The organism is Clostridium thailandense, from assembly GCF_019207025.1.
GTDB classification, from domain to species: Bacteria; Bacillota; Clostridia; order Clostridiales; family Clostridiaceae; genus Clostridium_AM; species Clostridium_AM thailandense.
This window is the reverse complement of sequence record NZ_JAEEGC010000072.1, coordinates 21,314-47,912: the sequence shown is the minus strand read 5'-3', so window position 1 is coordinate 47,912 and position 26,599 is coordinate 21,314. Positions and strand designations below refer to the sequence as shown.

Below are 26,599 nucleotides of genomic sequence, written 5' to 3'. Positions count from 1 at the left end.
AGTTAGACGTAAGTTTACTAATATTATTCTGATAAATATTTTTTTCCTTTTACATATCTTCTTAGAGACTCACCTGCTTGAGCAAGTTGAAAAGCATTTACTAATATTCCTTCTTTATTTTTAATCTTGAGTCTTTCAACATCAAAAAAAGGAAAAGAATCTTTAACTAATCCATCTTTAACAGAATCTAAAGAGCAATATGTTATCTTTGTACATTCTTCATTAAGCTTAACAGTATATCTATTATAATCAGCCCAATCATGGAAATAAGGTATAAAATATTCAAAATTAAAATTATTTAAAAAATTTTCACAATCTTCTCTGTTAGTGAAATAATTCAAAACATCCATTTTTAACATCTCCTCTTCGTATAGGTTTAAAATTTTGTAACTCATAGATTATATTATACTGGGTACTTGTTTCTCTGCCAATATATATTTTGGAAATTAGGCTGATATTTCAGAGGTTTTTGATAATTTGAAGTTATTTAAGAATATCAGCAAGGGAGCTATTATATTTTTTTAAAAGTGCCCCGAAGACTTGATACTCTTCGGTAGACCAATTTTTTAGAAGCTCCTCTAATTTTGTTAACTTTAACTGTTTACACTCATTAAATTCAATTAATCCTAAATCCGTTGCTTGGAGAAAGTACGATCTTCTGTCTAACTTATCAGGAATTCTGTATAAGTAGCCTTTTTCCTCTAAAACTCTTACTTGCCTACTTATCGTAGAGATATCTAAATGTAATTCTTCTGCCAAAGATTTTACTCCAGTAGATTCACAAGAGATTATGCTGTATAATAAAAGATAGGCAGATCTATCAAGATTGCCAAATTTTTTATAGGTTGAGATTAATGTTAAATTTTTAAGTAAAATTGATAATTCAATTTCTATATTTTCTAAAGAGCGTTGATCCATATCTTTTACCTCACTTTATTCTTGTTTCTAAGCATATTTTAACACAATATAAATTATTTTTGAATTTACAAGAAGAGCTTTACTTAAGAATATCATTGACAACAACTCAACAGGTTGTATAATGAAATTATATGGTTGTATTATACAACTTGTTAAAGAATAATTTATAAAACAAATTTCCTATTTACTATTATTTTATAAAATCTATATATGATAGGAGGATGGTTATGAAAGCTCATGAAATTATGATTAATCAAGTATATACAGTGAGGGAAAGCGATACTGTACGAGTTGTCATTAAAAAGTTTATTGAACATCGTATCAGTGGTATGCCTGTAGTTAATGATAATAATAAAATTATCGCTTATATAAGTGATGGTGATATCATGCGATATATAGGAAAGCATGAGAATTTAGTAGTTGATTTTTTCTACTACACTGCCTTTATAAAAGGTGACGCTGAAGAGTTTGAGGAGAGAGTGCAAAAAATTTTAGATCTAAGCGTTCTTAATATCGCGCAAAAGAAAGTTATTAAAGTTTCACAAGATGCTAAAATTGAAGATATCGCTTCTATTCTAGCAAAAAAGCATATAAAAAAATTACCTGTTGAGCATAATGGAATATTAGTTGGAATCATTAGCCGTGGAGATGTTATAAGACATTCTTTTGAATCAATACTTTAATAGCATTTCATTAGACTAAGAGTATTGCTACTTGGAAAATTCAATAATTTATATTTATTACAGGCCCATACATTCAGAAAAATGTATGGGCTTAATTTTTTTATTCGACAAATTAAAGTACAATAAGACAGAATTCCAATTTTACTGGTTAATGAGTCAATTTGGAATAAGTGGTATAATCACAAGTAAGCGATTTTAAAAAGCTTTTGGACATTTGTTTTATTTTTGGATTAATCATAGTGTTGTGTAAACATATTGGATATTTACATGGTATTAACAATACTTACACAAAGTTGTCACCAAATTGCCATATAAACTTGGTAGGATATACATGAAATCAAATTTAAATTAAATTTTGGAGGTTATAGAAAATGATAAAGAGAAATATTAAAGTAATTGCAGCTTTAGCCATGGTGGCATCAATAGGTATAGGAACTGTTACAGCACAAGCAGCTCCACTCTCTAAGGGTACAACAAAGGCAGCATACCATGCAAATAAGAATTTCAAAAAAGGAACTGGCAATGATTTCTTAAAAACTAAGTTTGATGCTTTAGTGACTGCAGGAACCATCACTCAAGATCAAGAAACTGCTGCATTAAAGCTTCTAATGCCTTCCTCAACTGATAAGAAGACAAATGTTCAAAATTTATTAAAGAATAAGATTGATACACTTGTGACTGCAGGAACTATTACTCAGGATCAGGAGACTGCTTTAATAAATCTTCTTACTTCATCAACTAAAACAGAAAACAAAGATGCTAAAGATTCATTAAAAACTAAACTTGATACACTTGTAACTGCGGGAACTATTACTCAAGATCAAGAAACTGCTATACAAAATTTATTTACTCATAAAAAAGAAGGAACTAAAACAGAAAACAAAGGTGCTAAAAATTCATTAAAAACTAAACTCGATGCGCTAGTAACTGCAGGAACTATTACTCAAGCTCAAGAAACTGCTGTATTAGATGGTATTAAACAAGAACAAACTAACATGAAAGCCGAAATGGATAAGGTTAAAAACATGACTGAAGCTGAACGTAAGGCTTATTTCGAAAGTGAAAAAACTACTAAAAAAACTGATGTCTTAGATTCCTTAGTGACTGCAGGAACTATTACTCAAGATCAAAAAACCGCTATACAAAATCTATTTACTATTAATAAAGATAAAACTGCTAAAGCTGGAAAAGAAAATTTTGCAAGCTTCATAAAAACTAAACTTGATACACTTGTAACTGCAGGAACTATTAATCAGGATCAAGAGAATTCTATGATAAATAGTTTAACATCTGCCGCTAAATAGAACTTCACAAAATTAAAGATAATTTTTTAAATAAATAAGATAAAACTATCAGTTTTGTAAAATAAAACTGATAGTTTTTTTGTATTAAACATCTTTAATTGCGAAAAATAACTGTGAAGTATTATAATCTAAAACATTACGAGAGTACAAGGAGATGATATCACGGAAAAAGAAAAAATTAAATACAATAAAATTGTTATAGGTATTATAAGTTCTCTTTGTATATTACTTATTATATATCTTGGAATATCAATATATTTTATGAATCATTTCTATTTTGGATCTGAAATTAATCATATTAACATTTCAGGTAAAACCGTAGATGAAGTAAAAGAAAAAATGTCAACTGAGATTCTTGAATATAAGTTGAACCTAAAAGAGCGTGGTGGTAAGAGCGAACAAATTACAGCGGTTGATATTGCCTTAAAGCATAGTTCAGGAGGGGAATATAAGAATTTTAAAGATAAACAGAGGCCTTTAAAATGGATCTTAGCATTTTTCAATACAGAAAATTTAAAAATGACAGATGCGCTAATTTATAATGAGAAAATGCTGAAAGAAAGTATGGAAAAGCTTTCTTGTCTTGATAGTAGAAATATAGTTGAACCTAAAAATCCCAGCTTTAAATATACAGATAAAGGCTATGTAATTATAGATGAAGTAAGTGGAAACAAGATTAATAAAGATGTTTTATATGATAATGTAGCAAAGGCAGTACTTAAGAAGGAAGCTGTAATAGATTTGGAGGCAGTCAATTGTTATGTGAATCCACAATATACTTCAAAATCTCCAAGAACTATTGAGATTAAAAACATTCTTAATAAATATATATCTTCAAAGATTACCTATACTTTTGGAAATCGTAAAGAACTTATAGATGGTTCTATAATAAATAAGTGGCTTAAAGTTAACGAAGATTTTGAGGTCATAATTGATAAAGAAAAAGAAAGAAATTATTTAAACCTACTATTTAATACTTATAATACAATCGGAGATACAAGAAATTTTGTTACAACTTCAGGAAAAGCAATAAATGTTAGTGGCGGTGATTATGGATGGTTGATTAATACTACTGGAGAAATACAAAATTTAAATGAAGCAATTAGAGAAGGAAAAATTATAACCAAAGAACCTGCATATATTCAAACTGCTTTTTCTCATGATAAGAATGATATTGGGAATACTTATGTAGAAATAGATATGACAAAACAACATCTATGGCTTTATAAAAATGGATTACTAATAGTGCACGGAGATATTGTTACAGGAAATGCAAGTAGTAATGATTTGACGCCAGGAGGTATTTATAAATTAAAATATAAAGAGAAAAATGCTACTTTAAAAGGGCAAGATTACAGCACAGCTGTTGCTTTCTGGATGCCATTTAACAGAGGAATAGGAATCCACGATGCTAGCTGGAGGGATGAGTTTGGAGGGAAAATATATAAGACAAATGGTTCTCATGGCTGTATAAATTCACCATACTATTTAGCAAAGTTAATATTCGACAATATTGAGGCGGGCAATCCAGTTGTTTGTTATTATTAAATATTTGGTAAATGAGATTGATATATCTTTATTAGATTCTATTGCAAAAGATATATGATTTTGGGGAATTGTGTTTAGAAACAACATTTTTGACAAAGAAATAATGTGGTGTTAAGATTAAAAATATACTTAGATATGATATGAAAGTTGTAAAAATAATATAAATTCAAGAATCGAGGAAGATACTATGAAAGAATTTTATCGGGGGGGAATGTATTGTATTGGACTTCTGATACTTGCATTAGGAATTATATTGAATACAAAGACTGGGCTAGGAGTATCTCCAATAATTTCCATTCCTTATTGTATTTCTAATATTTTTAAAATAAATCTAGGAAATGCAACTTTATGCATTTATATACTGTGTGTAATCGGGCAAATGGTGCTTCGCGGAAAAAAGTTTCGTACTTTTGATTTGCTGCAGATTCCTATGAGTATTATATTCAGCAGGGTGATTAATATTTTTAATGATATGATAACAATAAACTGTAATGTCTTAATGGTGAAGCTGCTTTTGCTTATAGCGGCAATAATACTTACAGGAATCGGAGCAGCTATTTCAGTTGAAATGAATCTTCTTCCGAATGCTGCAGATGGTTTTACCCAGGTGATAGGAGAGCGAATGAGCAAAGGTTTTGGCTTTGCTAAAAATATTGTAGATATTTCTTGCGTTCTTATTACTGTAGCCATGGGTTTGTTGTTTTCTGGAAAGGTGATAGGAATCGGACTAGGAACTCTAGCAGCTATGCTTGGTGTGGGTCGATCAATTGCTGCATTCAATCTATTATTTAAACAGAAAATGCTTGCACTTACAAGTTAGTAAGAATAACTCTAAAATTATTTAATCCATCATTTATGTACAATAAAATGTGTAAATCTAATTATCTAAATTATTTAGACATGATATAGTTTAAAAGTAAAAATCATTTGTATTTTTATAATATGAGGTAAATGAATATGATATATAATAAAGATAAGCTTAATAGAGAATTGATAGTTGACTGTAAAAAATGCTTTGGTTTATGCTGTGTAGCATTGTATTTTTCGGCTTCAGAAGGCTTTCCAACGAATAAAGATGCTGGTAAGCCTTGTATAAACTTAAAATCAGATTTCACCTGTTCTGTTCACACAAATCTTAGGAATAAGGGGCTTAAAGGTTGTACGGCTTATGACTGTTTTGGTGCTGGTCAAAAGGTCGCTCAAGTTACTTTTGGTGGACATGACTGGAGAAAAGCACCTGAATCTACTAAACAAATGTTTGAGGCGTTCTTAATTATGAGGCAGCTTCATGAAATTATATGGTACCTTATTCAGGCAGTCTCTCTGCAAAAAGATAAAGATATCAAGGATAAGGTAAATTCATTATTAGATGATACTGAACGTCTCACTCTTCTTGATATTGATTCTTTATTAGCGGTGGATGTGGAAGCACATCGAACTAAAGTTAATATACTGCTTAAAGATACCAGTGAGATGGTTCGTTCTAAAGCCTGTAGTGGAAAAAATAGAAACCCTAAAGCTAGGCGATTAGATTATTTTGGTGCGGACTTGAGGAAAATAAACCTTAGAGGTGCAGATTTGAGAGGAGCGTGTCTTATTGCAGCAAATTTAAGAGGAGTCGATTTAAGTGGAGCTGACCTTATTGGAGCTGATTTGAGAGATGCTGATTTTAGTGGAGCTAATCTCACAAATAGCATATTTCTCACTCAAGCTCAGATCAACGCAGCTAAAGGTGATTCAGATACAAAACTACCTGTAATTTTGGTTAGACCTACTTATTGGACAAAGTAATTTTTTATTTTAGCATATTTGACTGACTTTTATTGAATAGTTAACATTTATAGTTCCTACTTGTAATGTTCTATAGATATTTTGAATTTCACAAATAGTTAAATATTTATAATAGTATATTACAACCACAGGCTTTTGTAGTCAATATTGAAGCTAGCTCTATTTGCACTATATTTAGGACAAAAAATTAATGATAGAAAAAGGTATAATAAATTATGAGAAACAGACACTAAAAAGGGTTGATTTACGATTATGTATAAATTATATAACTAAAAATATTATAAAGTAACTGCGATTCTTATTTTGTTGAAAAGGCTAATAAAAAATACAAGTAGGAAAGGAGATAATATGACAGAGACAAAGGTAAAAATAGATACAGGATGGAATTTGGATAACAGTTATGCCCGTTTACCTAAAAAATTTTTTACTAGACAGAGTTTAGATCCTATACGAGAACCGAGGTTAGTAATTTTAAATAATAAGTTAGCAGTATCCTTGGGATTGAACGTACAGGCGCTGCAAAGTAATGATGGTGTGTCGGTTTTTGCGGGTAATCAGCTTCCAGATGGTGCTTTGCCTCTTGCTCAAGCCTATGCAGGACACCAATTTGGTCATTTTACCATGCTTGGAGATGGCCGGGCTCTGCTGCTTGGTGAACAGATCACTCCAAAGGGTAAACGAGTTGATATTCAGCTTAAGGGTTCAGGTAGGACGCCATACTCTCGTGGAGGTGATGGCAGAGCGTCACTTGGTCCGATGCTTCGCGAATATATCATCAGTGAAGCCATGAAGGGGCTTGGTATACCTACTACTGAAAGCTTAGCTGTGGTAGAAACTGGTGAGACGGTAGTTCGTGAAACGGAACAGCCTGGTGCAATTCTTACTCGTGTAGCTGCCAGTCACATACGTGTGGGCACATTTGAATATGCCGCACAGTGGGGAACAGTGAAGGAACTTCAGGCTCTTGCTGACTATGTATTGCAAAGACATTATATAGGGATTGGAGTTGATGAAGATCGGTACCTTCTATTACTTAAGGAAGTGATTAAGCGTCAGGCTGAACTAATTGCTAAATGGCAGCTGGTTGGATTTATTCATGGCGTTATGAATACTGACAATATGACTGTCAGTGGAGAGACAATTGATTATGGTCCTTGCGCCTTTATGGATACCTATGATCCTGCAACAGTGTTCAGTTCTATTGACATTCATGGGCGCTATGCTTATGGAAACCAACCGAATATTGCTGCATGGAATCTGGCAAGATTCGCTGAAACCTTGCTACCGCTGCTACATGATAATGAAGATCAAGCGGTTAGAATGGCAGAGGATGCTATTTCAGATTTTGCCGATTTGTATAATAACAATTGGCTGGCGGGAATGAGAGCAAAATTAGGAATTTTTAATGAAGAATCTCAGGATGAATCACTTATTGAAAATCTCTTAAATATTATGCAGAAGCATGGAGCGGACTATACTAACACCTTTCAGGCATTAACCGTTGATAAAGTATCAGATATAGAAATGTTTGATACTGAGGAATTTATTCAGTGGTATAAGTTGTGGAAGGCAAGACTTGGTAGGCAGCAAGAATCAAAAGATTCTTCTCATAAGTTAATGAAAAGCAGTAACCCGGCAGTAATACCTCGCAATCATCGAGTAGAAGAAGCACTGGAAGCTGCGGTGAAACGTGGAGATTACAGTGTCATGGAAAGACTTCTTGAGGTTATTTCCAATCCATATGCATATTCTCAAGAGCAGATGGAATACGCCACACTGCCTGAGCCATCAGCTTGTCCTTATAGGACTTTTTGTGGCACTTAATTATAGAAGTATTAGACTGGTTAACTGATACAGAATAAAAATTAGAAATAGCGGTTATATAAAAAGGGCTTAAGTTATAGCCCTTTTTATATTGAAATTTTAAGTTTTTGCTAAAATATTTAATTGTATTGACAAAATTAGAAGTAACTACTATAATAACTACTAATATGAACTATTATAGTAGTTATTATAGTAGTTACGTAGTAAAAATTAAGAGTATTGGAAGTTTGGATAATTATTATTGGAAAAGTGACGCAGTAAGAATCCGTGTATTAAGATAAAATATAATGTTTGTTTTTATAAAATTGCAGTTTTATGGAGGAAAATAGATGAATAGCAATGCATCAATTATTGAAGATATGAAATCACTGGGATTAAGTGAATACGAAGTAAAGGCATATTTAAAGCTTTTAGGGCAATATCCGGTAAATGGATATATTTTAAGTAAAGAATCGGGAATCCCAAGATCAAGAATATATGAAGTATTAGACAGCTTAAAAAATAAGCAACTGGTATTTGAACAAAATGATGGAAAAAATACTTTATATTATCCCCTTGAACCTGAGTTGCTTATAAACAGATTAAAAAAAAGCTTTGATAATAAACTAAGCAACATTGAAGAATATACTAAAAATATTTATTCAGAAGAAAAAAGTGACAGTAAGCTCATTGTAATTAAAGGAAGAGAAAGTATCATTGATTTTTTGAATTTATTGATCTCAGATGCGAAAAAGAGAATTTCACTTTCAATATGGGAGGAAGAAATAAACGATATAAGGAGAGCTCTAAAAGATGCAATCGACAGAGGTGTTGTAGTTAAAGGCATATATTTTGGCAGGATTAATTCTTTTGAGGAGTTGGTTAGTCATAGAAGGATAGAAAGATATCTTTCAGAGAAAAAAGAACGGTATATGACTGTAACGATTGATGGAATTCACGTGCTATATGGTGTTATATCAAGAAATGAGGAAAGTAAAGTAACATGGATAAAAGATGCAGGCTTTGTGGATATGAGTGAGGACTATATTTCACATGATTTAATGGTAAATCTGTATTCTAATAAGTTAGAAGAAAATGAAAGACAAGAATATGAAAATTTTATGGATAATGCAAGGAAAGAATACTTTGGGTATACAGATGAAGAGTTTAATAGCTTTAAATAAATTTTTATCATAGATTTTAAGGAGGAATAAGAAATGACTGAATTAATATTTCAAAAGGATAGTTACGTAAAAGAATTTGAATGCAAAGTTGCCGCCGTAGATGAGACTGAAAATGCTGTTATTTTAGATAAAACAGCATTTTATATAGGGGGAGGTGGTCAACCCTGTGATGTAGGAGTATTGGAAACAAATACAGATTCATATGTTGTTAAAAAAGTTAAGAAAAAAGAAAACGATGTATATCATTATATTGATGGAAAACTTCCTACAGTTAATGAGACTTGTGTTGGAAAAATAGATTGGGAGCATAGATATAAATTAATGAGGACTCATACAGCCATGCATATTTTATGTGGTGTTGTGTGGAGAGATTATAAAGCACAAGTGACTGGTGGAGATATGGATTGTCTTAAAGGGAGAATGGATTTCGAGTTTGAAAACTTTGATAAGGAATTAGTACAGGAAATTGAGGAAAAGGTTAACAAAGAAGTAGGATGTAAAAGAAATATTAAGGTAAATATTTTAGGGAGAGAAGAAGCTTTTCAAATTCCTGACCTAATAAGAACAAAAATAAATCTTTTGCCAGAAGGAATTAAAGAGATAAGAACAGTTGAGATTGATGGGTTAGACCTTCAGGCGGATGGAGGAACTCATGTGAAAAATACTGCTGAAGTTGGAAAAATAAAAATAGTGGACTATAAGAGTAAGGGGAAAATCAATAAAAGAATATATGTTGAATTGGAAGAATAGTTTATAAAAAATTAATTCAAGCTATGCATAAGATAGACTTATACAAATATAAAAGCAAGTTAAGGAGATACACATATGGCAGATATAAAATATGAAATAAAAGAAAATATAGGAGTCCTTTCAGAATCAACAAAAGGTTGGAAGAAAGAATTAACTTTAATAAGCTGGAATGATAAAATTCCTAAATTTGATATTAGAGATTGGGACCCTGAGCATAAAAAGATGGGAAAAGGAGTAACTTTAACAAATGAAGAGTTAAAAGAACTAAGAGATATTTTGAATAAGATGGAATTATAATAAATGCACAAAAATAAAAAAATCCTATGATATTTTAATGAATATAGGATTTTTTTATTTTTATACTCTGGTCTTGATAAGTATATAGTTGTTGTTTTGCAGAATTAACAGAATCTTTTACGGTGCAATTATTATTAGAATTATCTAAACCATGCTTGTAGATAAATATTAATTATGATATAATTAAGTACAATTTTTAAGAAAATATAAAGTTTTTAACTATTTTGTTGACAAATCGAAGGAAGGTGCCTGGTGGTGGGGAGTGTATTTATTGGTGTTTTTTATTTACTATTAGGTTTGATACTAGGTGTTGTGATTACAAACTATTTTATGAATAGAAGAATAAAGATAATAAATAGTGTTATAGCTGAATTTATGGAAGGCAATTATTCCTCTAATCTTGAAGGAATAGAACGTACTGGTATCATCAAAAAAACAACTGACTTATTAAGTTCTCTAAGAAAAGGATTAATAAAAGATATTTTTGAAAATCAAGTAGTTTCAAGTCAAATTACTTCAGTAACTCAACAGCTTTCTTTTACTATGGAAGAAACTTCTTGCTGTGCTAATCAACTTACAAATGAAACAAATGACCTATCTCAATTAAATAGTACTAGCTATGAAAAAGTAAAAAGTACAGCAGATGAAATGAAAGAAGTTTTAAGTTTATTTGAAAATATAAAAAATGCCTCAAGCAAAATTTCCTCTACGTCTGATGAATCAAAACATATAATTTCAAAAGGACTTAAGGAGATATTAGAAATTGTAGCAGCTATTAAAGAAATAAAGTCTTCAACAGATAAAACTGTAAGTAGTATTGAAGAATTAAAACAGATTTCAAAGCAAATTAGCATAATATTAGATACTGTAAATGATATTGCAACACAAACAAATTTACTTTCTCTTAATGCTTCAATTGAGGCGGCTCGTGCAGGAGAACATGGAAGAGGTTTTAGTGTAGTTGCTAATGAGATTAGAACTCTTGCAGAAAGTAGTCAAAATTCAGTCTCTGAAATATCAAAGCTTATTGACAAGATAGAAAATCAAATGGAAATTGTAGTGAATGATATGGGACCAAATAAAAAAAATGTTGAAAAAAGTGTTCAATTATCTCAAAATATAGAAGAAATTTTAAATAAAATTAAGAAATCCTTTAATAATGTATTTTCTATGACAGAAGGAATGACAAACATAGTGGATAAGGAATATAAAGCAATAGATCATATAAATAATGAATTTTTCGTTCTTGAAAAAAATTTTGATGAAATGAACAATAGTGTAAATAAAGTTTATGCCGCTGTAACAGAACAGACGAGCAGTATAAAAGACTTAGATAAGATGAAGGATCTTCTCACAAATGCATCTAAAATTATGACTGCAGTATCAGAAAAAGTAGATGGCGACATTATAGATTCCAATAAGGAGAATATCAATACTCAGTGTAATGAAACAATTAAGCTCATAGAAAATGAACTTCTTTCTAATTACAAATTGGCAGAATTAAGTGAAATAACCCATAAAAAAATACTTGATGAATGCTTATCAAATTATTCTTATATTGAAGCTATTTGGACGAATGATATAAAAGGTAAGTTCATATATTCAAACCCTAACGCTGGTATAGCTAACGCAAATGTTAGACAGTGGTTTAAAGAGAGTTCTAAGGGAAAGAACTTTGTTTCACAAATATATATATCGGCAATAACCTCTAGTCCTTGTGTTACAGTTTCCTTGCCAATATTTACTTCAGAGCATAAATTAGTTGGAGTTATTGGCGCAGATTTAAAAGTTGAAGTTGATATTTAAGGTAAAATAAAAAATTAAATTTTTGCTGAGAGCTGTATTCTTATGTGAATGCAGTTTTTCTATACATTGTGACAAGATTGTAACACAAATGGGTTATAATTAAATGGACTACAATGAAAAGTTAATTTTTACTCATTGGAAAAACATTAATCGAAAAGAGGTGTAAAATAAAAATGAAAAAATGGAAAAGGACATCCATAATAGTGGTATTATTTTTTGTTTCTGTACTTTTTAGATTAGGATCTAATGTAAAGGCAGATAATTTCCCGATTTCAGACGGGGAAAAAATATTGGACACAAATGAATTAAGTACAGACACGATGGAAATTTATACATTAAAAGATGGGAAAAATTATAAAAAGTTATTAAGAAATAAAGATAACGTATGGACCATCGTGAAGGAGGAAAAGATTGAATCGCGAAAGACTGGTTTGAAAACTACGAAGAATTCAACTAAAAATTCTGCTTTAGGGAAATCTATAGAAAATAAACTTAAATCTGCAGGTTATAATTTGTCGCAATTACCTACTAAGGTTGACTATTCGAGTTCTTCTTATTTGCCGCCTATAGGAGATCAGCAAGAAAATGATTGTGTTGCTTGGAGTACTGGATATTATGTAAGAACATTTCAGCAAGCTAAGGACATAGGATGGAATGTTAAATCAGGAGATACAGCAATATCTAATCATGTTTTTAGTCCGTCATTTATATACAATCAGATTAATGGTGGCACTGATGATGGAGGTACTCTTGAGGATGCAGGAGACTTGCTTGAAAATGTAGGAGCTGCTACATTAAAGGACTTTCCGTATAATCCACCAGATTATACTACACAGCCTACTAATGCTATAAAGCAAAAAGCTGCTGTTAACAAGATAAAAGATTGGGAAGTATTATATACATATGAAGATTCTTCAGATTACATAATTCAGAAAACCAAGCAATATTTAAATACAGGAGATATCATGGTAGCAGGAATGGAAATAGGATATAGATTTGAGGATCCAACTATAAAATCAGATGGTACAAGTATTATAACTATAGACAGATCAGACATTGGTGGACATGCTATTGCTGTAGTTGGATACGATGATTCTATTGTTACTTCAGATGGCACAGGTGCTTTTAAGCTTGCGAATTCTTGGGGAACAAGTTGGGGAGACAAGGGATTTAGCTATATATCTTACAAAGCTTATGTAAATGATATTATTGAAGGTATTGTATATACTGATATGACTAATGGAAAAATTGTAGATGACATACAACAAGTAAATAGTGAAATACTTTCAGGAGGTAAATTTAAGTTGACCTGGGATGCGGCAGTAAATGCAAGTGGCTATAAGATATATGATGAAAATGAAAAGTTATTAAGTACCGTAGAGAGTAATAGCTATACAGAAACGGCTTCATCTTCTGGTAATATAGTGAGATATGTTCAACCTTTTAATTCTATATCGGAAGGCTCTTTAATAAGTGTGAGTTTAAATATAACTGTTTCAAATAATTCAGATCCAGATATTTATTTTGATGGAACGACAACTGTTATTCCATACAAGGTGGCTGCGAATAAGGAATGGAATATCAAATTTACAAAAGAAGCAAATCAGGATACATTAACATCTGAAAATATATATGTACTTGATTCATCGGGTAATAGAATTGATGTAAAGATAAGTTATGGTTCCGACAAAATATTGAGAGTTACTCCATTAAGTTACTACAAGAGTGGAGAAACCTATTGCTTGTATATTGATAAAAAGGTTGCTTCTAAAGAGAATGTCTCATTGAAAAAATCATTAAGATATGAGTTCACTATAGAGTAGTTCCTTATAGAGATAAACTGATTAATTTAAGATTAAAATCTAAATATAAATAACCATAACAGACACTTGATTTATATTTTAGAGTGTATTGATATTATCTTGGCAAGATAAATATTTTAGTTGACTTTAAAGTATTTAAGCATGCGTTCTATGACATCAATATTTTTCTTGTATAAATTAAGTGTCTATTTTTGTTAAGTTGGCGAGTCAGAATAAATAAACAAAAAATCTTTGCTAAAAGTTGACAATGGGAAAAAATAGGTTTATACTAAAATAGTCAGTACTGAGCAATGGTGGTGAAAAAATGAAAATCCCGTTTTATATACTGGGATTGCTACAGCAGTATGGGTCTCAGCATGGTTATAAGCTAAAACAGATAATGGAGGAGAGAATATCAGATTTTGCAAAGATTAAGCTTCCAACGATTTACTATCATCTCGATAAGCTTAAGGAAAAAGGTTATGTCACTGAGGTTTTAGATAAAGATGGCAACAGACCAGAAAAATTAGTATACAGCATCACTTTAAGTGGAAAAAAATATTTTGATAAGTTATTTATTGAGCAGTTAGAGGAAAGTTATTCACCAGAATTCTCACTGGATGGAGTTTTTTATTTTAGAGAAAAAATTAATAACGATGAACTTAAAAAGACACTTAATAATAAAAAACAGGAAATTTTACTGAAGCTGGATGCATTAAAAAGACATAAATTAAACACTTTAAATATTCTACCAGAATGTGCTAGATTTAGTGCAACAACTATATTTGAGCATCATATTTATCATTTTGAAGCAGAACTTAAATGGATAGAAAAGACCATAGAGGGATTATACTAATAATCTCTTTATATTTACACTATTACTCAGTCCTGAGTAATATAAAAAGGAGGAAGAAAAATTGAAAAAAGTATCAAGTCGTAATTTTAACGTTGACTATTTTGAAAAGGAAAAAAACATATGGGTAGTAAAAACACAATTAGCAGATGAACATCATGAAATAGGTATGGAAATAGAAATGGATATGATTGAAATGATTATAAAAGATGCAACAATTAAATTTAACAAATTTCCTTTAGAGCATTGTGCTTTGATTGAAGAAAAAGCTGAAAAGTTAAAAGGAATGAAGGTTGATAATGAATTTATCAAAAATTCAATGAAAATATTTATGGGAGCAAAAGGGTGCCCTAATGTAATGACACTGCTTAATATTTCAGTACCAGGAATAATATATTATTACTATCCTTATAAATTAAAGACTGGAGAAATGAAATATGAGCAATGGGATAACATGATAAGAACAGATCTTAAAGATGCATGTCTTGCTCATTCAATGCTTTAAATTGTCAAATAGCAATGGGACATAGTATCTTATTTTGTAAATCCGTCCAATGCATATCTAGCTTATTTGTTAAGAACAGAAAAGATTCCGTAATTTAACTTTGCACAACAATCAAGTATAGTTAACTATATTTGATATAGTTATTACTGTATTTATTATTCAAAGCGGTTTAAATGATGTCGTTGTAAGTAGGTAAGATCTTCTTAAATGTGGCTTAAGGGAAATTAGAAATGTTTTTCCCTTAAGTCACATTTGACTTCATTTTTTATAACATAAGCAGGAAATCCATTGGTCATCTTTTCAAAGCTATAATTCATAATTTCTCCTCCAGTACATCATGATTTTTAGTTATAACTATTTATTGAGCATACTGGTATGATAAATGTTATGACTATAGGTATTAGCAGAGAGATTAATGGATTTGATATCAACGAGCTTGAGGAAATTTTTAAAAATGAAGATATAAAGTTTTTTTATCTACAGCCTAGATTCCAAAATCCTACTGGGTTTTCATTAAATAACGATCAAAAAAGTCAGATATTGAGTTTAGCTCAAAAATATGATGTTTATATTATTGAAGATGATTATCTTGCTGATCTTGAAACTAATTCAAAAAGTGAAACAATGTATTCATTTGAAGCAGTCTTTACAAATATGTTTACCTATTTAGTAGATTCAGTTTGTTCATTATTAGTACTGGTTTTACCCTGTAATTCATCAAATCTTCTCATGATTTCCGTATGCGTATCTTCACAAATTTGAGGTAATCCACTGCTTGTTGCATTTTTAAAAACCAATCCTGCTTCTGAAAAGCCCTTTTCTACTGCATCTCTCATTTGTTGTAACTTATTAGGATCATCTCCGGCTATATATTTTGCCAGAGTCATAATACGATCTGCCACTGCATTTACGGAATATGCTCCGCCTTCTGATATTGCCTGCTGTGCACCTTCTGGAGTCGTTGCCAGTGGAGGATATGCTTTTTCTATAGAACCAAAGGCCTTAGTAAGTAAGTCTGTAGTTTCTTTTGACATTCCAGGAACTTCATTTTCCTTTGACCTTCCAAGCAATTTATTTTGATTGTTTAATGTGTCAGCTATAAATCTTTTTATCAAATCTGCTTTAGCGTTAGCTTGATCCTCTTTTAATTCTGCAACTTCTTCTGTAGAAAGTTTCTTTTTTACAGGTTTATAAGTCGAAGGCTCTGCATCATTTTCTGTAGATTTAACAAAGGTATCAGTCCCTAAGGTTTGTGTTTTTTCTTGAGCTTTTTCAGTATCAGTTTTACTATTTATTTTTTTTGTATCATCTTTAGTATCATAAATTGATATATTAGTGCTTTTAATTCCCGCGATATCCATATTAATAAGTTACCCCCCTTTTTTACTTCATAACCACTATTTATTTTATCGTTTAATTATTAATATCACTAAATAGTATTTTAAAATAAATTATACACGTTCTCATATGATTATATATATATTTGCTTTAGTACATATTATAAAGGCATATAAAAATTTAGATGATGTAAAATTGTAGAAATAGTGATATAATTTCTATAATTTACATTTATCAAATTGAGGGAGGAAAAATTAGTGAATGCGCAAGAAAAGGTATTTGAAAAATTAAATGAATTAAATATTAAATATGAGGTTGTTAATCATCCTGCCGTTTTTACGATAGAAGAAATGGATAATTTGGGTATAACATTTCAGGGTGATGTATGTAAGAACTTGTTTCTTAGAGATGAAAAGGGAAAAAGGCATTTCCTTGTAGTTTTAGACAAAGATAAAAAAGCTGATCTTAAAAATATTCAAAAACAGTTAGGTTCTACAAGACTTAGTTTCGCATCTGCAGAAAGACTGGATAAATATTTAAAGCTTCAAAAAGGAGAGGTAACACCACTTGGAGTAATAAATGATATAAATGCTTCTGTGGAGGTGGCTTTTGATAATGATTTACTAGGAAGGACCAAGCTCGGAGTGCATCCTAATGATAATACTGCAACAGTTTGGATTTCTTTTGAGGACCTGATAAAAGTCGTAGAGCAGAATGGAAACAAAATTACATATGTAACTATCTAATTGAAAACCTAATTAACTGGTAACCTCTTTGTGTTTTAATGGATTTTATAAAATAAACATAAGGAGGTTTTCTTCATAATATAATGAAGTTTAGTTAAAATATTAAAGTACATCTTTTATTGTATTTTAGGAGATTTATTTAGGTTAGGATATTGTCTTCATAAGTTCTTTACAAGAATAAAGTATTATTATAAAGAAGATGTATAAGAAATAGAAATTTATGAGAAAATAAAATCTAAAATAGTGTTGCAATAGTTTATAAAAAAGAGTATTATTATTGTATAGCCCCCCCTAGGGGAGGGGAGATAAAGTGAAAATATCGAGCAAAGGAGGAAAGCTAATGTTAAGTAAAACATTAAAAATAGAAGGAATGACCTGTGCAGCTTGTGCTAAAGCAGTGGAGAGGGCTTCAAAAAAGTTGGATGGCGTTACTGAAGCTAGCGTGAATTTTGCTACAGAGAAATTAAATGTAAATTATGATGAAGCTAAGATAGCTTTTACGGATATACAAGCAGCTATAGAAAGGGCAGGATATAAAGCTATAGTTGAAACTGTTACTAAAACGCTAAAAATAGAGGGAATGACTTGTGCAGCTTGTGCTAAAGCAGTGGAAAAGGCCTCAAAAAAGCTGGATGGCGTTACTGAAGCTAATGTGAATTTTGCCACAGAGAAGTTAACTGTAAACTATGAGTCAGCTAAGATTAGAGTATCTGACATTAAAAAGGCAATAGAAAAAGCAGGATATAAAGCGTTAGAAGAAGAAGTTAAAATAGATGAGGATAAAAATAAGAAAGAACAGGAAATAAAAAATTTATGGAATAGATTTATAATATCAGCAGTGTTTGGAGTTCCTCTTCTTATAATTGCCATGGGACCAATGATTTTAGAATGGTTTAACTATATGCTTCCACCGGTTATTGATCCTATGATGCATCAAAAAGGATATGCAATTATACAACTTATACTAGTAACACCTATTATAGTTGCTGGCAAGAAGTATTTTACTGTAGGTTTTAAGACTCTGTTTAAAGGAAGTCCCAATATGGATTCACTTATAGCAATAGGTTCTTCAGCAGCAGTATTATATAGTATTTTTTCAGTAGTACAGATACTTTCGGGAAATTATGGTTATCACTTGTATTTTGAATCGGCAGGAGTAATACTTACATTAATAACCTTAGGTAAATATTTAGAATCAGTGGCTAAGGGAAAAACTTCTGAAGCTATTAAGAAGCTTATGGGACTTGCACCAAAAACAGCAGTAGTAATTAGAAATAATAAAGAAGAAGAACTTCCTATTGATGAAGTAGAAGTTGATGATGTAGTGGTAGTAAAACCAGGCGAAAAGTTTCCTGTTGATGGGGAAGTTGTCGAAGGGGTTACTTCTGTGGATGAGTCTATGCTTACAGGTGAAAGTATACCGGTAGAGAAGAATGTAGGTGATAAGGTTATTGGAGCAAGTATAAATAAGAATGGTTCTATAAGATATAAGGCTACAAGAGTTGGTAAAGATACAGCATTAGCTCAAATTGTAAGATTGGTAGAAGAAGCTCAAGGCTCTAAAGCACCAATAGCAAAACTTGCGGATGTAATATCTGGATATTTTGTTCCAATAGTAATTGCACTTGCATTGATTTCCTCACTAGGTTGGTTTATGTATGGAAAATCAGGAGTATTCTCTCTTACTATATTTATATCCGTACTTGTAATAGCTTGTCCATGTTCACTAGGACTTGCTACTCCGACGGCTATAATGGTTGGAACTGGAAAAGGTGCTGAATATGGTGTACTTATAAAAAGTGGTACTGCACTTGAAACAGCACACAGAATACAGACTATAGTGTTTGATAAAACAGGAACAATAACAGAAGGAAAACCAAAGGTTACAGATATTGTGACTACAGGAGATATAAAAGAAGAATACTTACTTCAGCTAGCGGCTTCTGCGGAGAAGGGGTCAGAACACCCGCTTGGAGAGGCAATAGTAAAAGGAGCAGAAGATAGAGGCTTGGAACTTAAAAAGTTAGAATTATTCAAAGCGATTCCAGGTCATGGTATTGAAGTTATGATAGATAACAAAAAAATTCTTTTAGGAAATAGAAAACTTATTGTTGAAAGCAACATTTCCTTAGAGAATTTAGAGGATAAATCCAATAGACTTGCAGCTGAAGGCAAGACACCTATGTATGTAGCGCTTGAAAATAAATTAATAGGAATAGTTGCAGTAGCAGATACTGTAAAGGAAAATAGCAGAAGAGCTATAGAAAAACTTCATTCTATGGGAATAGAAGTAGCAATGATTACAGGGGATAACAGAAAAACAGCAGATGCAATAGCAAAACAGGTAGGTATAGACAGAGTATTAGCAGAGGTTTTACCTCAAGATAAAGCAAAAGAGGTTAAAAAACTTCAAGCTGAAAATAAGAAAGTAGCTATGGTAGGAGATGGAATAAATGATGCACCAGCATTAGCACAAGCAGATGTTGGTATTGCAATAGGTTCAGGTACTGATGTAGCTATGGAATCTGCGGATATAGTTCTTATGAAAAGCGATCTAAAGGATGTAGTAACAGCGATAGATTTAAGCAAAAAAACTATAACAAACATCAAGCAAAATTTATTTTGGGCATTTGGATATAATACATTAGGAATACCAGTAGCCATGGGAGTTTTATATATGTTAGGAGGGCCATTACTAAATCCAATGATTGCTGCCCTTGCTATGAGTTTAAGCTCAGTATCAGTATTGACAAATGCATTAAGATTAAGAGGTTTTAAGCCAACGGTATAAATAAACAAAACCGAAAGCTGGCTTATTCTAAATAGGTCAACTTTCTGATTTTGTTATTCATATAAATTACATAAATGAAGGGAGAAATTAAAATGAAAAAGAAGATATTAGTTGAAGGAATGAGTTGTGGACATTGCGTTAACCATGTGAAAAATGCTTTAGAGGATCTTAAGGGAGTAACTAATGTAAATGTTGATTTAGAATTAAAAACTGCAGTAATTGAAGCTAGTGGCGAAGTTAGCGATGGAGATATAAAATTTGCAATTGAAGATGCTGGATATGAAGTAGTAGGCATTGAAGAAGCTTAATTAAAAGTAAATGTGAAAACACCTCTAAACTGTATAAAATGACAGATTGGAGGTGTTTTTGCAGGAGTAAAGAAGCTTTCGTTGTTACTCGTTTAATAGTTTCAAATCTATTGGACATTTACCATAGGTTCTTCCTGCCTCCATAAACATTTCAACCTTTTCTATTGGCGTATGCATTGGAATTTGACAGCCTGTACTTAAAATATAACCTTTTTTAGAATCATAACCTTTTCTAATACATTCTTTAACTGAGTTAAAAATATCATCTTTTGTTCCCGCATATATAGTATCTACTGGTGGAACATTTCCAGTGATAACAACTCTATCTCCAATTAGTTCTTTAGCTTCTTCTAAATCCTCTGCATTGTCGATACTAAAATTAGAAACGCCTGCATTTACAACGTCTTCCCATATGCCTTTGCTTTTGCCACAAATATGTATTGCAGGAGAGCCTCCAGTCTTTTCTTTTATTTTATTAATATTTTTTTGAAGGGCAGGTAGAGAGAATTCTTTAAATTGTTTTGGACTTATAAGGCTGGTAGATGAAACTGGATCTGCAAATCCAATAGATACACCTAGCTTAGACACTTCCTCTATATATCTATTATTACATTCTGCTACAATATCCATTAAAGTATGAACTTTTTTAGGATACTTAATCATCCATTTTAATAGATTTTCTGTTCCTACAACGGAAGCTGCAACACTAAAAGGCCCTGACATAGCAGCACCAACATCTACTTCATCTATAAGGGCATCTCTAGTAAGCTTTATAGCTTCGATTAAAACTGGAAGATTACCATCTTTTAGAGGATCTATAATTTTAAGAGATTCTATTTCATTTACAGATTTTATAGCTGGTTCTATTAAATAAGATATACCATAATCGGGATAACCTACTTTAGACCCCATAGCTTCAGCGACTCCCCTAAGACTAGTAGATATACTTACACCATCATGGCGAAGTCTTTTAAATAAAGCTATTTCCAAGTTTGCCATAAGCTCTGCTGAATGATAATATTCTTTAGCTGTAACTCCAATAAAAGGTACCATGGTAACTCCCATATCAGGAACGCATATTAATCTATCAATTTCTTCTCCTCTAGAAAAAGCTTCTACTCTCTCTTTTGGAGTCATTTCTTCTTTAAACAATTAAATCATCACCTTTCTATATTCATATCTGAATTCTATCATTACAATGTTAAACTTTCTATAACCATATTAAATATTAATAGCTTAAATCTCTTCTATAAGATTTTGATATAATGAAATATAGTTTATAGTAGTATGAGTCTTAAAACAATATATTAATAGAAAATAGTGAATTAGAGAGAAATTTCAGAAAAGTTAAAAAATAATTCGATAACTATTGCATTATTATTTTCTAAGCAGTTATAATTTATAATATAGAGAAGATAATTCTTATTATTCAATAGGAATTGTAAATATACTAAAAGGGGATGAAATTTAATATAAGATATTTGAATTAATGAACTTGAGAAGGATGTGATATTCATGTTTGGTAAAGTAAAATTAAAAATTATTGATATGATCAAGCGTGGAGGTTCACTGAGGTTATTAATTAGCATTTCATTTATTGCACTTATGACCATCATGATAGTTATTATAACAAGCATTATACTGTCAAGCTGGAAAACGTCTATGGATAATACTATTATAAAAATGGAGTATGATATAAATCAAAATACTTTCAACGAAATAGAAACTCTACTAACTGTTCCTTTAAGTAATAATGAAATTAATCATTATTTAATTCAAAACAAAATAGTAGATATACAGAACAAAAGACAACGTGATGCTTATTTTGTTGGAGTGATAAAATCAAGTAATGAGGAAATATACAGTTTTAGTTTCGGTACCGAGAGTGGAGAATATTATGGAGCTCGAAAAAATCAAGAAAATAAAATAGAGCTATATAGAAGTGGCGCTGAGACTAATGGGCATTCTTTATATTATACGACAAATAATGATTTAACTGAAGGAAGTTTTATAAAAGATTATGGCGAATTTGATCCTCGAAAGAGAGATTGGTATATTATGGCAAAGGAGAAAAGAACTCCTGTTTTCTCAAGTATCTATAAGCATTTTGCAAAAGATGATTTAGTGTTATCTGCAGCATATCCTATTTATAATGAGATGGGAAAGCTTCAAGGGGTATTAGGTACACATATAACTCTTTCACGGTTAAACGAAGCTTTAAAAAGGAATGCAAAAGATAACTCAGCTACTATGTATATTATTGAAAAGAATTCAGGATATCTTATTGCAAATTCATTGGATAAGCCTAATTTTCAAGACCTTCCAGATGGAAATATTAGAAGATTTTCAATTGGAGAAATTGAAAATAATCCAATTAGAGAAGCTTATGTAAACTACAAAGATACTTCAAAAAATAACTTTATTTCAAAACAGGGCAACGAGAAGTTTCGTATAACAACATTAGAATATAAAAAATATGGATTAGACTGGGTGATTATAACTTCTGTACCAGAGAGTGTATTTACTAAGGAAATAAAAAGTAATAAGAATACTTCTATATTACTGGCAATTATTACTCTTATTTTAGCCATCATAATTCATATAAAAAGTACAGGATTTATTCTTAAACCAATTAATCATTTAATAGGAGTTATAGAAGAGTTTTCAAAGGGGAATCTGTCTCAAAGAGCCAAGATTTTTAGGAAAGATGAGATTGGTAAATTATCTAAGGGATTTAACCAGATGGCTGAAGAATTAAATTCACTAATAAATAATCTTGAAGAAAAGGTCAAAGATAGAACTAATGAACTAATTCTTGCAAAAGAAGCAGCAGAAGAGGCAAATATGGCGAAGAGCCAATTTTTGGCCAATATGAGTCATGAAATAAGAACGCCTATGAATGGAATTGTTGGCTTTTTACATCTTCTTGAAAACACGGAATTAGATAGCTATCAAAAAGATTATGTTCAGACAATAAAAATTTCCACAGATACATTACTTTCGGTTATTAATGATATACTTGATATTTCAAAAATTGAAGCTGGAAGGATGGAAAACGAATATATTCCTTTTGATATACGTTCGGCAGTTGAGACGACTATATTCCTATATGATGCTAAGGCAAGGGAAAAAGGACTTGAACTAAATATGCTTATCAGCTCAGCTATACCAAACTTTGTTATAGGCGATCCTACAAAATTAAGGCAAGTTATAAGCAATTTAGTCAGTAATGCAGTAAAGTTTACTGATAAAGGTGAGGTGTTTATAGAAGCTTCAATGGTAAAAGAAACCGATAAAGATGTTGAAATTTCTTTTGAAATAAAGGATACTGGAATAGGTATGACAAAGGCGGAAATTAACAAACTTTTCAAACCCTTTAACCAGGCTGATTCTTCTTCTACACGAAAGTATGGTGGAACTGGACTGGGACTCGTAATATGCAAGCGCTTGGTTGAAATGATGGGTGGATCAATAAGTCTTATAAGCGAAAAAGACATAGGAACAACTTTTACCTTTAATTTAACATTGGATAAGTCAAGAGATTCAGTAATTCCAAATATTCCTGATTATTCTATCATCAATGGTAAAAAAATACTAGTTATAGATGATTATAAAATGAATCGTTATATAGCAAAAGTATACCTTGAAGAAGTTGGAGGAGTAGTAGATGAAGCAGAAAGTCCAGCGGAGGTTTTGAATAAGTTTGAAAATTACCAAAATTCATACAATGCGATTTTAGTTGATTATAAAATGATAGGAATGTCTGGGTTTGAGTTAGCGGCAGCAATAAAGAAAATGAATTCTTTAAAGGATATTCCACTTATACTTTTAACGTCAGTAACTACTAATTCAGAAGCAAAACAGGCAAAAGAAAAAGAGTTTTCAGGATATATTTCAAAGCCTTATAAACGGAGTGATCTGCTTGATTGTGTGGCGATGGTTATTGCAGATAAAAATTTAAAAGAAGAACAGGGGCATGCGTTTATTACTAAGCATATTGCAGAAGAAGCTAAACATAATAATAAATTAAAGATACTATTAGTTGAAGATAATGATATAAATATAAAATTTTTTGTTACACTTATAAAAATGAAAGGATTTACTTGCGATATTGCTATTAACGGATCAGAGGCCTTAAAAGCTTGTGAATCTAAAGCATACGATATTATATTTATGGATTGTCAAATGCCAGTTATGGATGGTTATGAGGCAACAAGAAAGATACGTGCTGCGGAGGGAGATAAAAAACATACTCCTGTTGTAGCTATGACTGCATACTCTATGAAAGGTGACGATAATAAGTGCTTAGAAGCTGGTATGGACGATTATTTGAGCAAACCATTTAATTTAGATCAGGTTTTAAATATGATCCAAAAGTATAGTAAGGTGCTTGAGGATGAAAATAAAGAAAAAACTAAAAGTTCCTGTTTTTCCGAAGTTGCAGTTGACTTAATGGAGCAATCTGGATTGGAAAAAGAATTCTGTGAGGAATTATTGGAAGATTTCTGTAGACAGGCAAAAAAACTTTTAGCTAAGATTAAAGAAGATATAGGAAATAATGATTTGATTGAAATTGGTAATTTTTTGCATCAATTAAAAGGTTCAGCAGGGAATGTAAGGGCTAATGATATAGCTAAGAATGCATTGTTAGCTGAAGAAGCAGTGAAAAATGGTGATATTCATTTGTTAATTTCTATAATAGATAAAATGGAGAAGCTGTTATATAACTATCTAGAGAAATAAGGAGGGCTAGTTTATGATAGGAAATATAATGATTATTGATGATTCTCCTATTGAAAGAAAAATGATTGGTGAAATTATTAGAAAAAGACTCCAAAGTGCAAATATATTTGAAGCTGATAATGGACTGGATATTTCGGACAAGCTTTTGTCAAACAATATACATGTATGCATTCTTGATATAATCATGCCAGAAAAGAATGGATTTGAAATTTTGAACGAAATGAAGGAAGATGTTAATTTGATGGATATACCTGTAATTGTGTGTACTGGTACATCAGATAAGCAGGCCATTGAGAAGGCTTTGAGTCTTGGTGCTTATGATTATTTTTCAAAACCTCTTAGTGAAGAAGCAATGAAAATATCATTACCCTTAAAAGTTAAAAATGCGATTGATCTTATGATAAGAAAAGAGGAAATAATTTATCTTAGCTATCATGATAAGCTAACAGGATTATATAATAGGAGATATTCCGAAGAGAACATGAGAAGAATAGATGCAGAGAGAAATCTTCCTATTGCGCTCATTATGGGGGATGTAAATGGCTTAAAGCTTACAAATGATGCCTTTGGACATGAAGCAGGAGATGTATTACTGAAAAAAATAGCTGATATAATAAAAGATGAATGTAGGGAAGATGAAATAGCAGCAAGAATTGGTGGAGATGAGTTTCTCATTTTACTGCCTAAAACAAATATTTCAGAAGCTGAAAATATTATAGATAGAATTAAAGATAAATGCTCTAATGCTAAAAAATATCCTATAAAGCCTAGCATATCATTTGGTTATTCTGTAAAGGAGCATATGGGTCAAGATATTATGAATATCTACAAAATTGCCGAAGATAGAATGTATAATAATAAATTAACAGAGAGCAAAAGTATTAGAAATTCAATAATATCTACCTTGGTTAAGATTTTACATGAACGCTCGCTTGGAACTGAGGCTCATAGTAACAGACTTAAAGAGTTATGCAGTGAAATGGGGAAAGAACTTAGACTTACTATTAAACAGATTGATAACTTAAAGCTTTTAGCATTGCTTCATGATATAGGGATTACAGCTATCCCCGATTATATAATCGAAAAAAATCCAGATCTTACACTAGAAGAGGAAAATATATTTAAAAGTCATTGTGAAATAGGCTATAGAATAGCTAATGCCTTACCAGATATAGCACCTATTGCAATAGATATTTTAAGTCATCATGAAATGTGGGATGGCAGTGGATATCCTCAAGGACTTAAGGAAGAAAACATATCTTTGAACTCACGTATTATTTCAGTTTTAGACACCTATGATTCAATGATTAACAAATACGAAATTGTTTCGAAAAATGAAGTTATAGATTTTATCAGAAATCATTCAGGTATTTATTTTGACCCAAAGATTGTTAGTGCTTTTTTAAAGATTTTGAATCGTAGTTAAATT

The 26,599-nt window shown here is 31.1% G+C and carries 22 protein-coding genes; 18 read left to right on the top strand and 4 right to left on the bottom strand.

Annotation, left to right across the window (positions count from 1 at the left end):
- Window positions 1–23 precede the first annotated feature (23 nt).
- Both I6U48_RS15385 and I6U48_RS15380 read right to left on the bottom strand, forming a co-directional pair.
- Entirely contained in the window at window positions 24–350 is a 327-nt protein-coding gene (locus I6U48_RS15385) for a hypothetical protein (protein ID WP_246615379.1), read from the bottom strand.
- Between the two features lie 133 nt (window positions 351–483).
- Window positions 484–918, bottom strand: coding sequence for a MarR family winged helix-turn-helix transcriptional regulator (locus tag I6U48_RS15380; protein ID WP_218321353.1), 435 nt, complete (start codon window positions 916–918; stop codon window positions 484–486).
- A gap of 227 nt (window positions 919–1,145) precedes the next feature.
- Between I6U48_RS15380 and I6U48_RS15375 the strand changes: the two genes are divergently transcribed.
- From I6U48_RS15375 to I6U48_RS15315, 13 genes are all read left to right on the top strand, one after another.
- Window positions 1,146–1,601 (top strand): CBS domain-containing protein, encoded by a 456-nt coding sequence (locus I6U48_RS15375; RefSeq protein WP_218321352.1) that lies wholly within the window; start codon window positions 1,146–1,148, stop codon window positions 1,599–1,601.
- A 371-nt stretch (window positions 1,602–1,972) separates the two neighbouring features.
- Window positions 1,973–2,905 (top strand): hypothetical protein, encoded by a 933-nt coding sequence (locus I6U48_RS15370; RefSeq protein WP_218321351.1) that lies wholly within the window; start codon window positions 1,973–1,975, stop codon window positions 2,903–2,905.
- Between the two features lie 261 nt (window positions 2,906–3,166).
- Window positions 3,167–4,453, top strand: coding sequence for a L,D-transpeptidase family protein (locus I6U48_RS15365; RefSeq protein ID WP_246615378.1), 1,287 nt, complete (start codon window positions 3,167–3,169; stop codon window positions 4,451–4,453).
- Between the two features lie 187 nt (window positions 4,454–4,640).
- A complete protein-coding gene (locus I6U48_RS15360) occupies window positions 4,641–5,273 on the top strand; it encodes a DUF6198 family protein (RefSeq protein WP_218321350.1) in 633 nt (210 codons plus the stop codon).
- Window positions 5,274–5,410: 137 nt separating this feature from the next.
- Entirely contained in the window at window positions 5,411–6,244 is an 834-nt protein-coding gene (locus I6U48_RS15355) for a pentapeptide repeat-containing protein (protein ID WP_218321349.1), read from the top strand.
- 348 nt (window positions 6,245–6,592) lie between these two features.
- Window positions 6,593–8,068, top strand: a complete 1,476-nt coding sequence (locus tag I6U48_RS15350; RefSeq protein WP_218321348.1) for a protein adenylyltransferase SelO — start codon at window positions 6,593–6,595, stop codon at window positions 8,066–8,068.
- Window positions 8,069–8,397: 329 nt separating this feature from the next.
- On the top strand, window positions 8,398–9,231 hold the full coding sequence (locus I6U48_RS15345; RefSeq protein WP_218321347.1) for a TrmB family transcriptional regulator: 834 nt from the start codon (window positions 8,398–8,400) through the stop codon (window positions 9,229–9,231).
- Between the two features lie 33 nt (window positions 9,232–9,264).
- Window positions 9,265–9,981 (top strand): alanyl-tRNA editing protein, encoded by a 717-nt coding sequence (locus tag I6U48_RS15340; protein WP_218321346.1) that lies wholly within the window; start codon window positions 9,265–9,267, stop codon window positions 9,979–9,981.
- A gap of 75 nt (window positions 9,982–10,056) precedes the next feature.
- The gene (locus I6U48_RS15335) at window positions 10,057–10,278 is read left to right on the top strand and encodes a YdbC family protein (protein WP_218321345.1); all 222 of its coding nucleotides are present in this window, start codon (window positions 10,057–10,059) and stop codon (window positions 10,276–10,278) included.
- 252 nt (window positions 10,279–10,530) lie between these two features.
- Entirely contained in the window at window positions 10,531–12,084 is a 1,554-nt protein-coding gene (locus I6U48_RS15330; RefSeq protein ID WP_312891034.1) for a methyl-accepting chemotaxis protein, read from the top strand.
- 173 nt (window positions 12,085–12,257) lie between these two features.
- Complete coding sequence (locus I6U48_RS15325) at window positions 12,258–13,907, top strand: C1 family peptidase (protein ID WP_218321344.1); 1,650 nt, start codon at window positions 12,258–12,260, stop codon at window positions 13,905–13,907.
- Between the two features lie 304 nt (window positions 13,908–14,211).
- Window positions 14,212–14,742: a PadR family transcriptional regulator gene (locus I6U48_RS15320; RefSeq protein WP_218321343.1), complete on the top strand. Its 531-nt coding sequence runs from the start codon at window positions 14,212–14,214 to the stop codon at window positions 14,740–14,742.
- Window positions 14,743–14,803: 61 nt separating this feature from the next.
- Window positions 14,804–15,244 carry a DUF2889 domain-containing protein gene (locus tag I6U48_RS15315; RefSeq protein WP_218321342.1) on the top strand — a complete coding sequence of 147 codons (441 nt, stop codon included), beginning with the start codon at window positions 14,804–14,806 and terminating at the stop codon, window positions 15,242–15,244.
- 662 nt (window positions 15,245–15,906) lie between these two features.
- Here the strand turns inward: I6U48_RS15315 and I6U48_RS15310 are convergent.
- A complete protein-coding gene (locus I6U48_RS15310; RefSeq protein WP_218321341.1) occupies window positions 15,907–16,605 on the bottom strand; it encodes a hypothetical protein in 699 nt (232 codons plus the stop codon).
- 234 nt (window positions 16,606–16,839) lie between these two features.
- Here I6U48_RS15310 and I6U48_RS15305 point away from each other — a divergent pair, with 234 nt between their 5' ends.
- The 3 genes from I6U48_RS15305 to I6U48_RS15295 all read left to right on the top strand — a co-directional run bounded on the left by I6U48_RS15305 (window position 16,840) and on the right by I6U48_RS15295 (window position 20,427).
- The gene (locus I6U48_RS15305) at window positions 16,840–17,328 is read left to right on the top strand and encodes a prolyl-tRNA synthetase associated domain-containing protein (RefSeq protein ID WP_218321340.1); all 489 of its coding nucleotides are present in this window, start codon (window positions 16,840–16,842) and stop codon (window positions 17,326–17,328) included.
- Window positions 17,329–17,668: 340 nt separating this feature from the next.
- The gene (locus tag I6U48_RS15300) at window positions 17,669–20,119 is read left to right on the top strand and encodes a heavy metal translocating P-type ATPase (RefSeq protein ID WP_218321339.1); all 2,451 of its coding nucleotides are present in this window, start codon (window positions 17,669–17,671) and stop codon (window positions 20,117–20,119) included.
- A gap of 92 nt (window positions 20,120–20,211) precedes the next feature.
- The gene (locus tag I6U48_RS15295; protein WP_218321338.1) at window positions 20,212–20,427 is read left to right on the top strand and encodes a heavy-metal-associated domain-containing protein; all 216 of its coding nucleotides are present in this window, start codon (window positions 20,212–20,214) and stop codon (window positions 20,425–20,427) included.
- Window positions 20,428–20,511: 84 nt separating this feature from the next.
- Here the strand turns inward: I6U48_RS15295 and I6U48_RS15290 are convergent, their stop codons facing one another.
- A complete protein-coding gene (locus tag I6U48_RS15290; protein WP_218321337.1) occupies window positions 20,512–21,579 on the bottom strand; it encodes a uroporphyrinogen decarboxylase family protein in 1,068 nt (355 codons plus the stop codon).
- 363 nt (window positions 21,580–21,942) lie between these two features.
- On the opposite strand from I6U48_RS15290, the gene I6U48_RS15285 reads away from it, so the two are divergent.
- Together I6U48_RS15285 and I6U48_RS15280 are read left to right on the top strand one after the other, a co-directional pair.
- Entirely contained in the window at window positions 21,943–25,170 is a 3,228-nt protein-coding gene (locus tag I6U48_RS15285) for a response regulator (RefSeq protein WP_246615376.1), read from the top strand.
- 13 nt (window positions 25,171–25,183) lie between these two features.
- Window positions 25,184–26,596 (top strand): HD domain-containing protein, encoded by a 1,413-nt coding sequence (locus I6U48_RS15280; protein ID WP_218321336.1) that lies wholly within the window; start codon window positions 25,184–25,186, stop codon window positions 26,594–26,596.
- The last annotated feature ends 3 nt before the right edge of the window (window positions 26,597–26,599 follow it).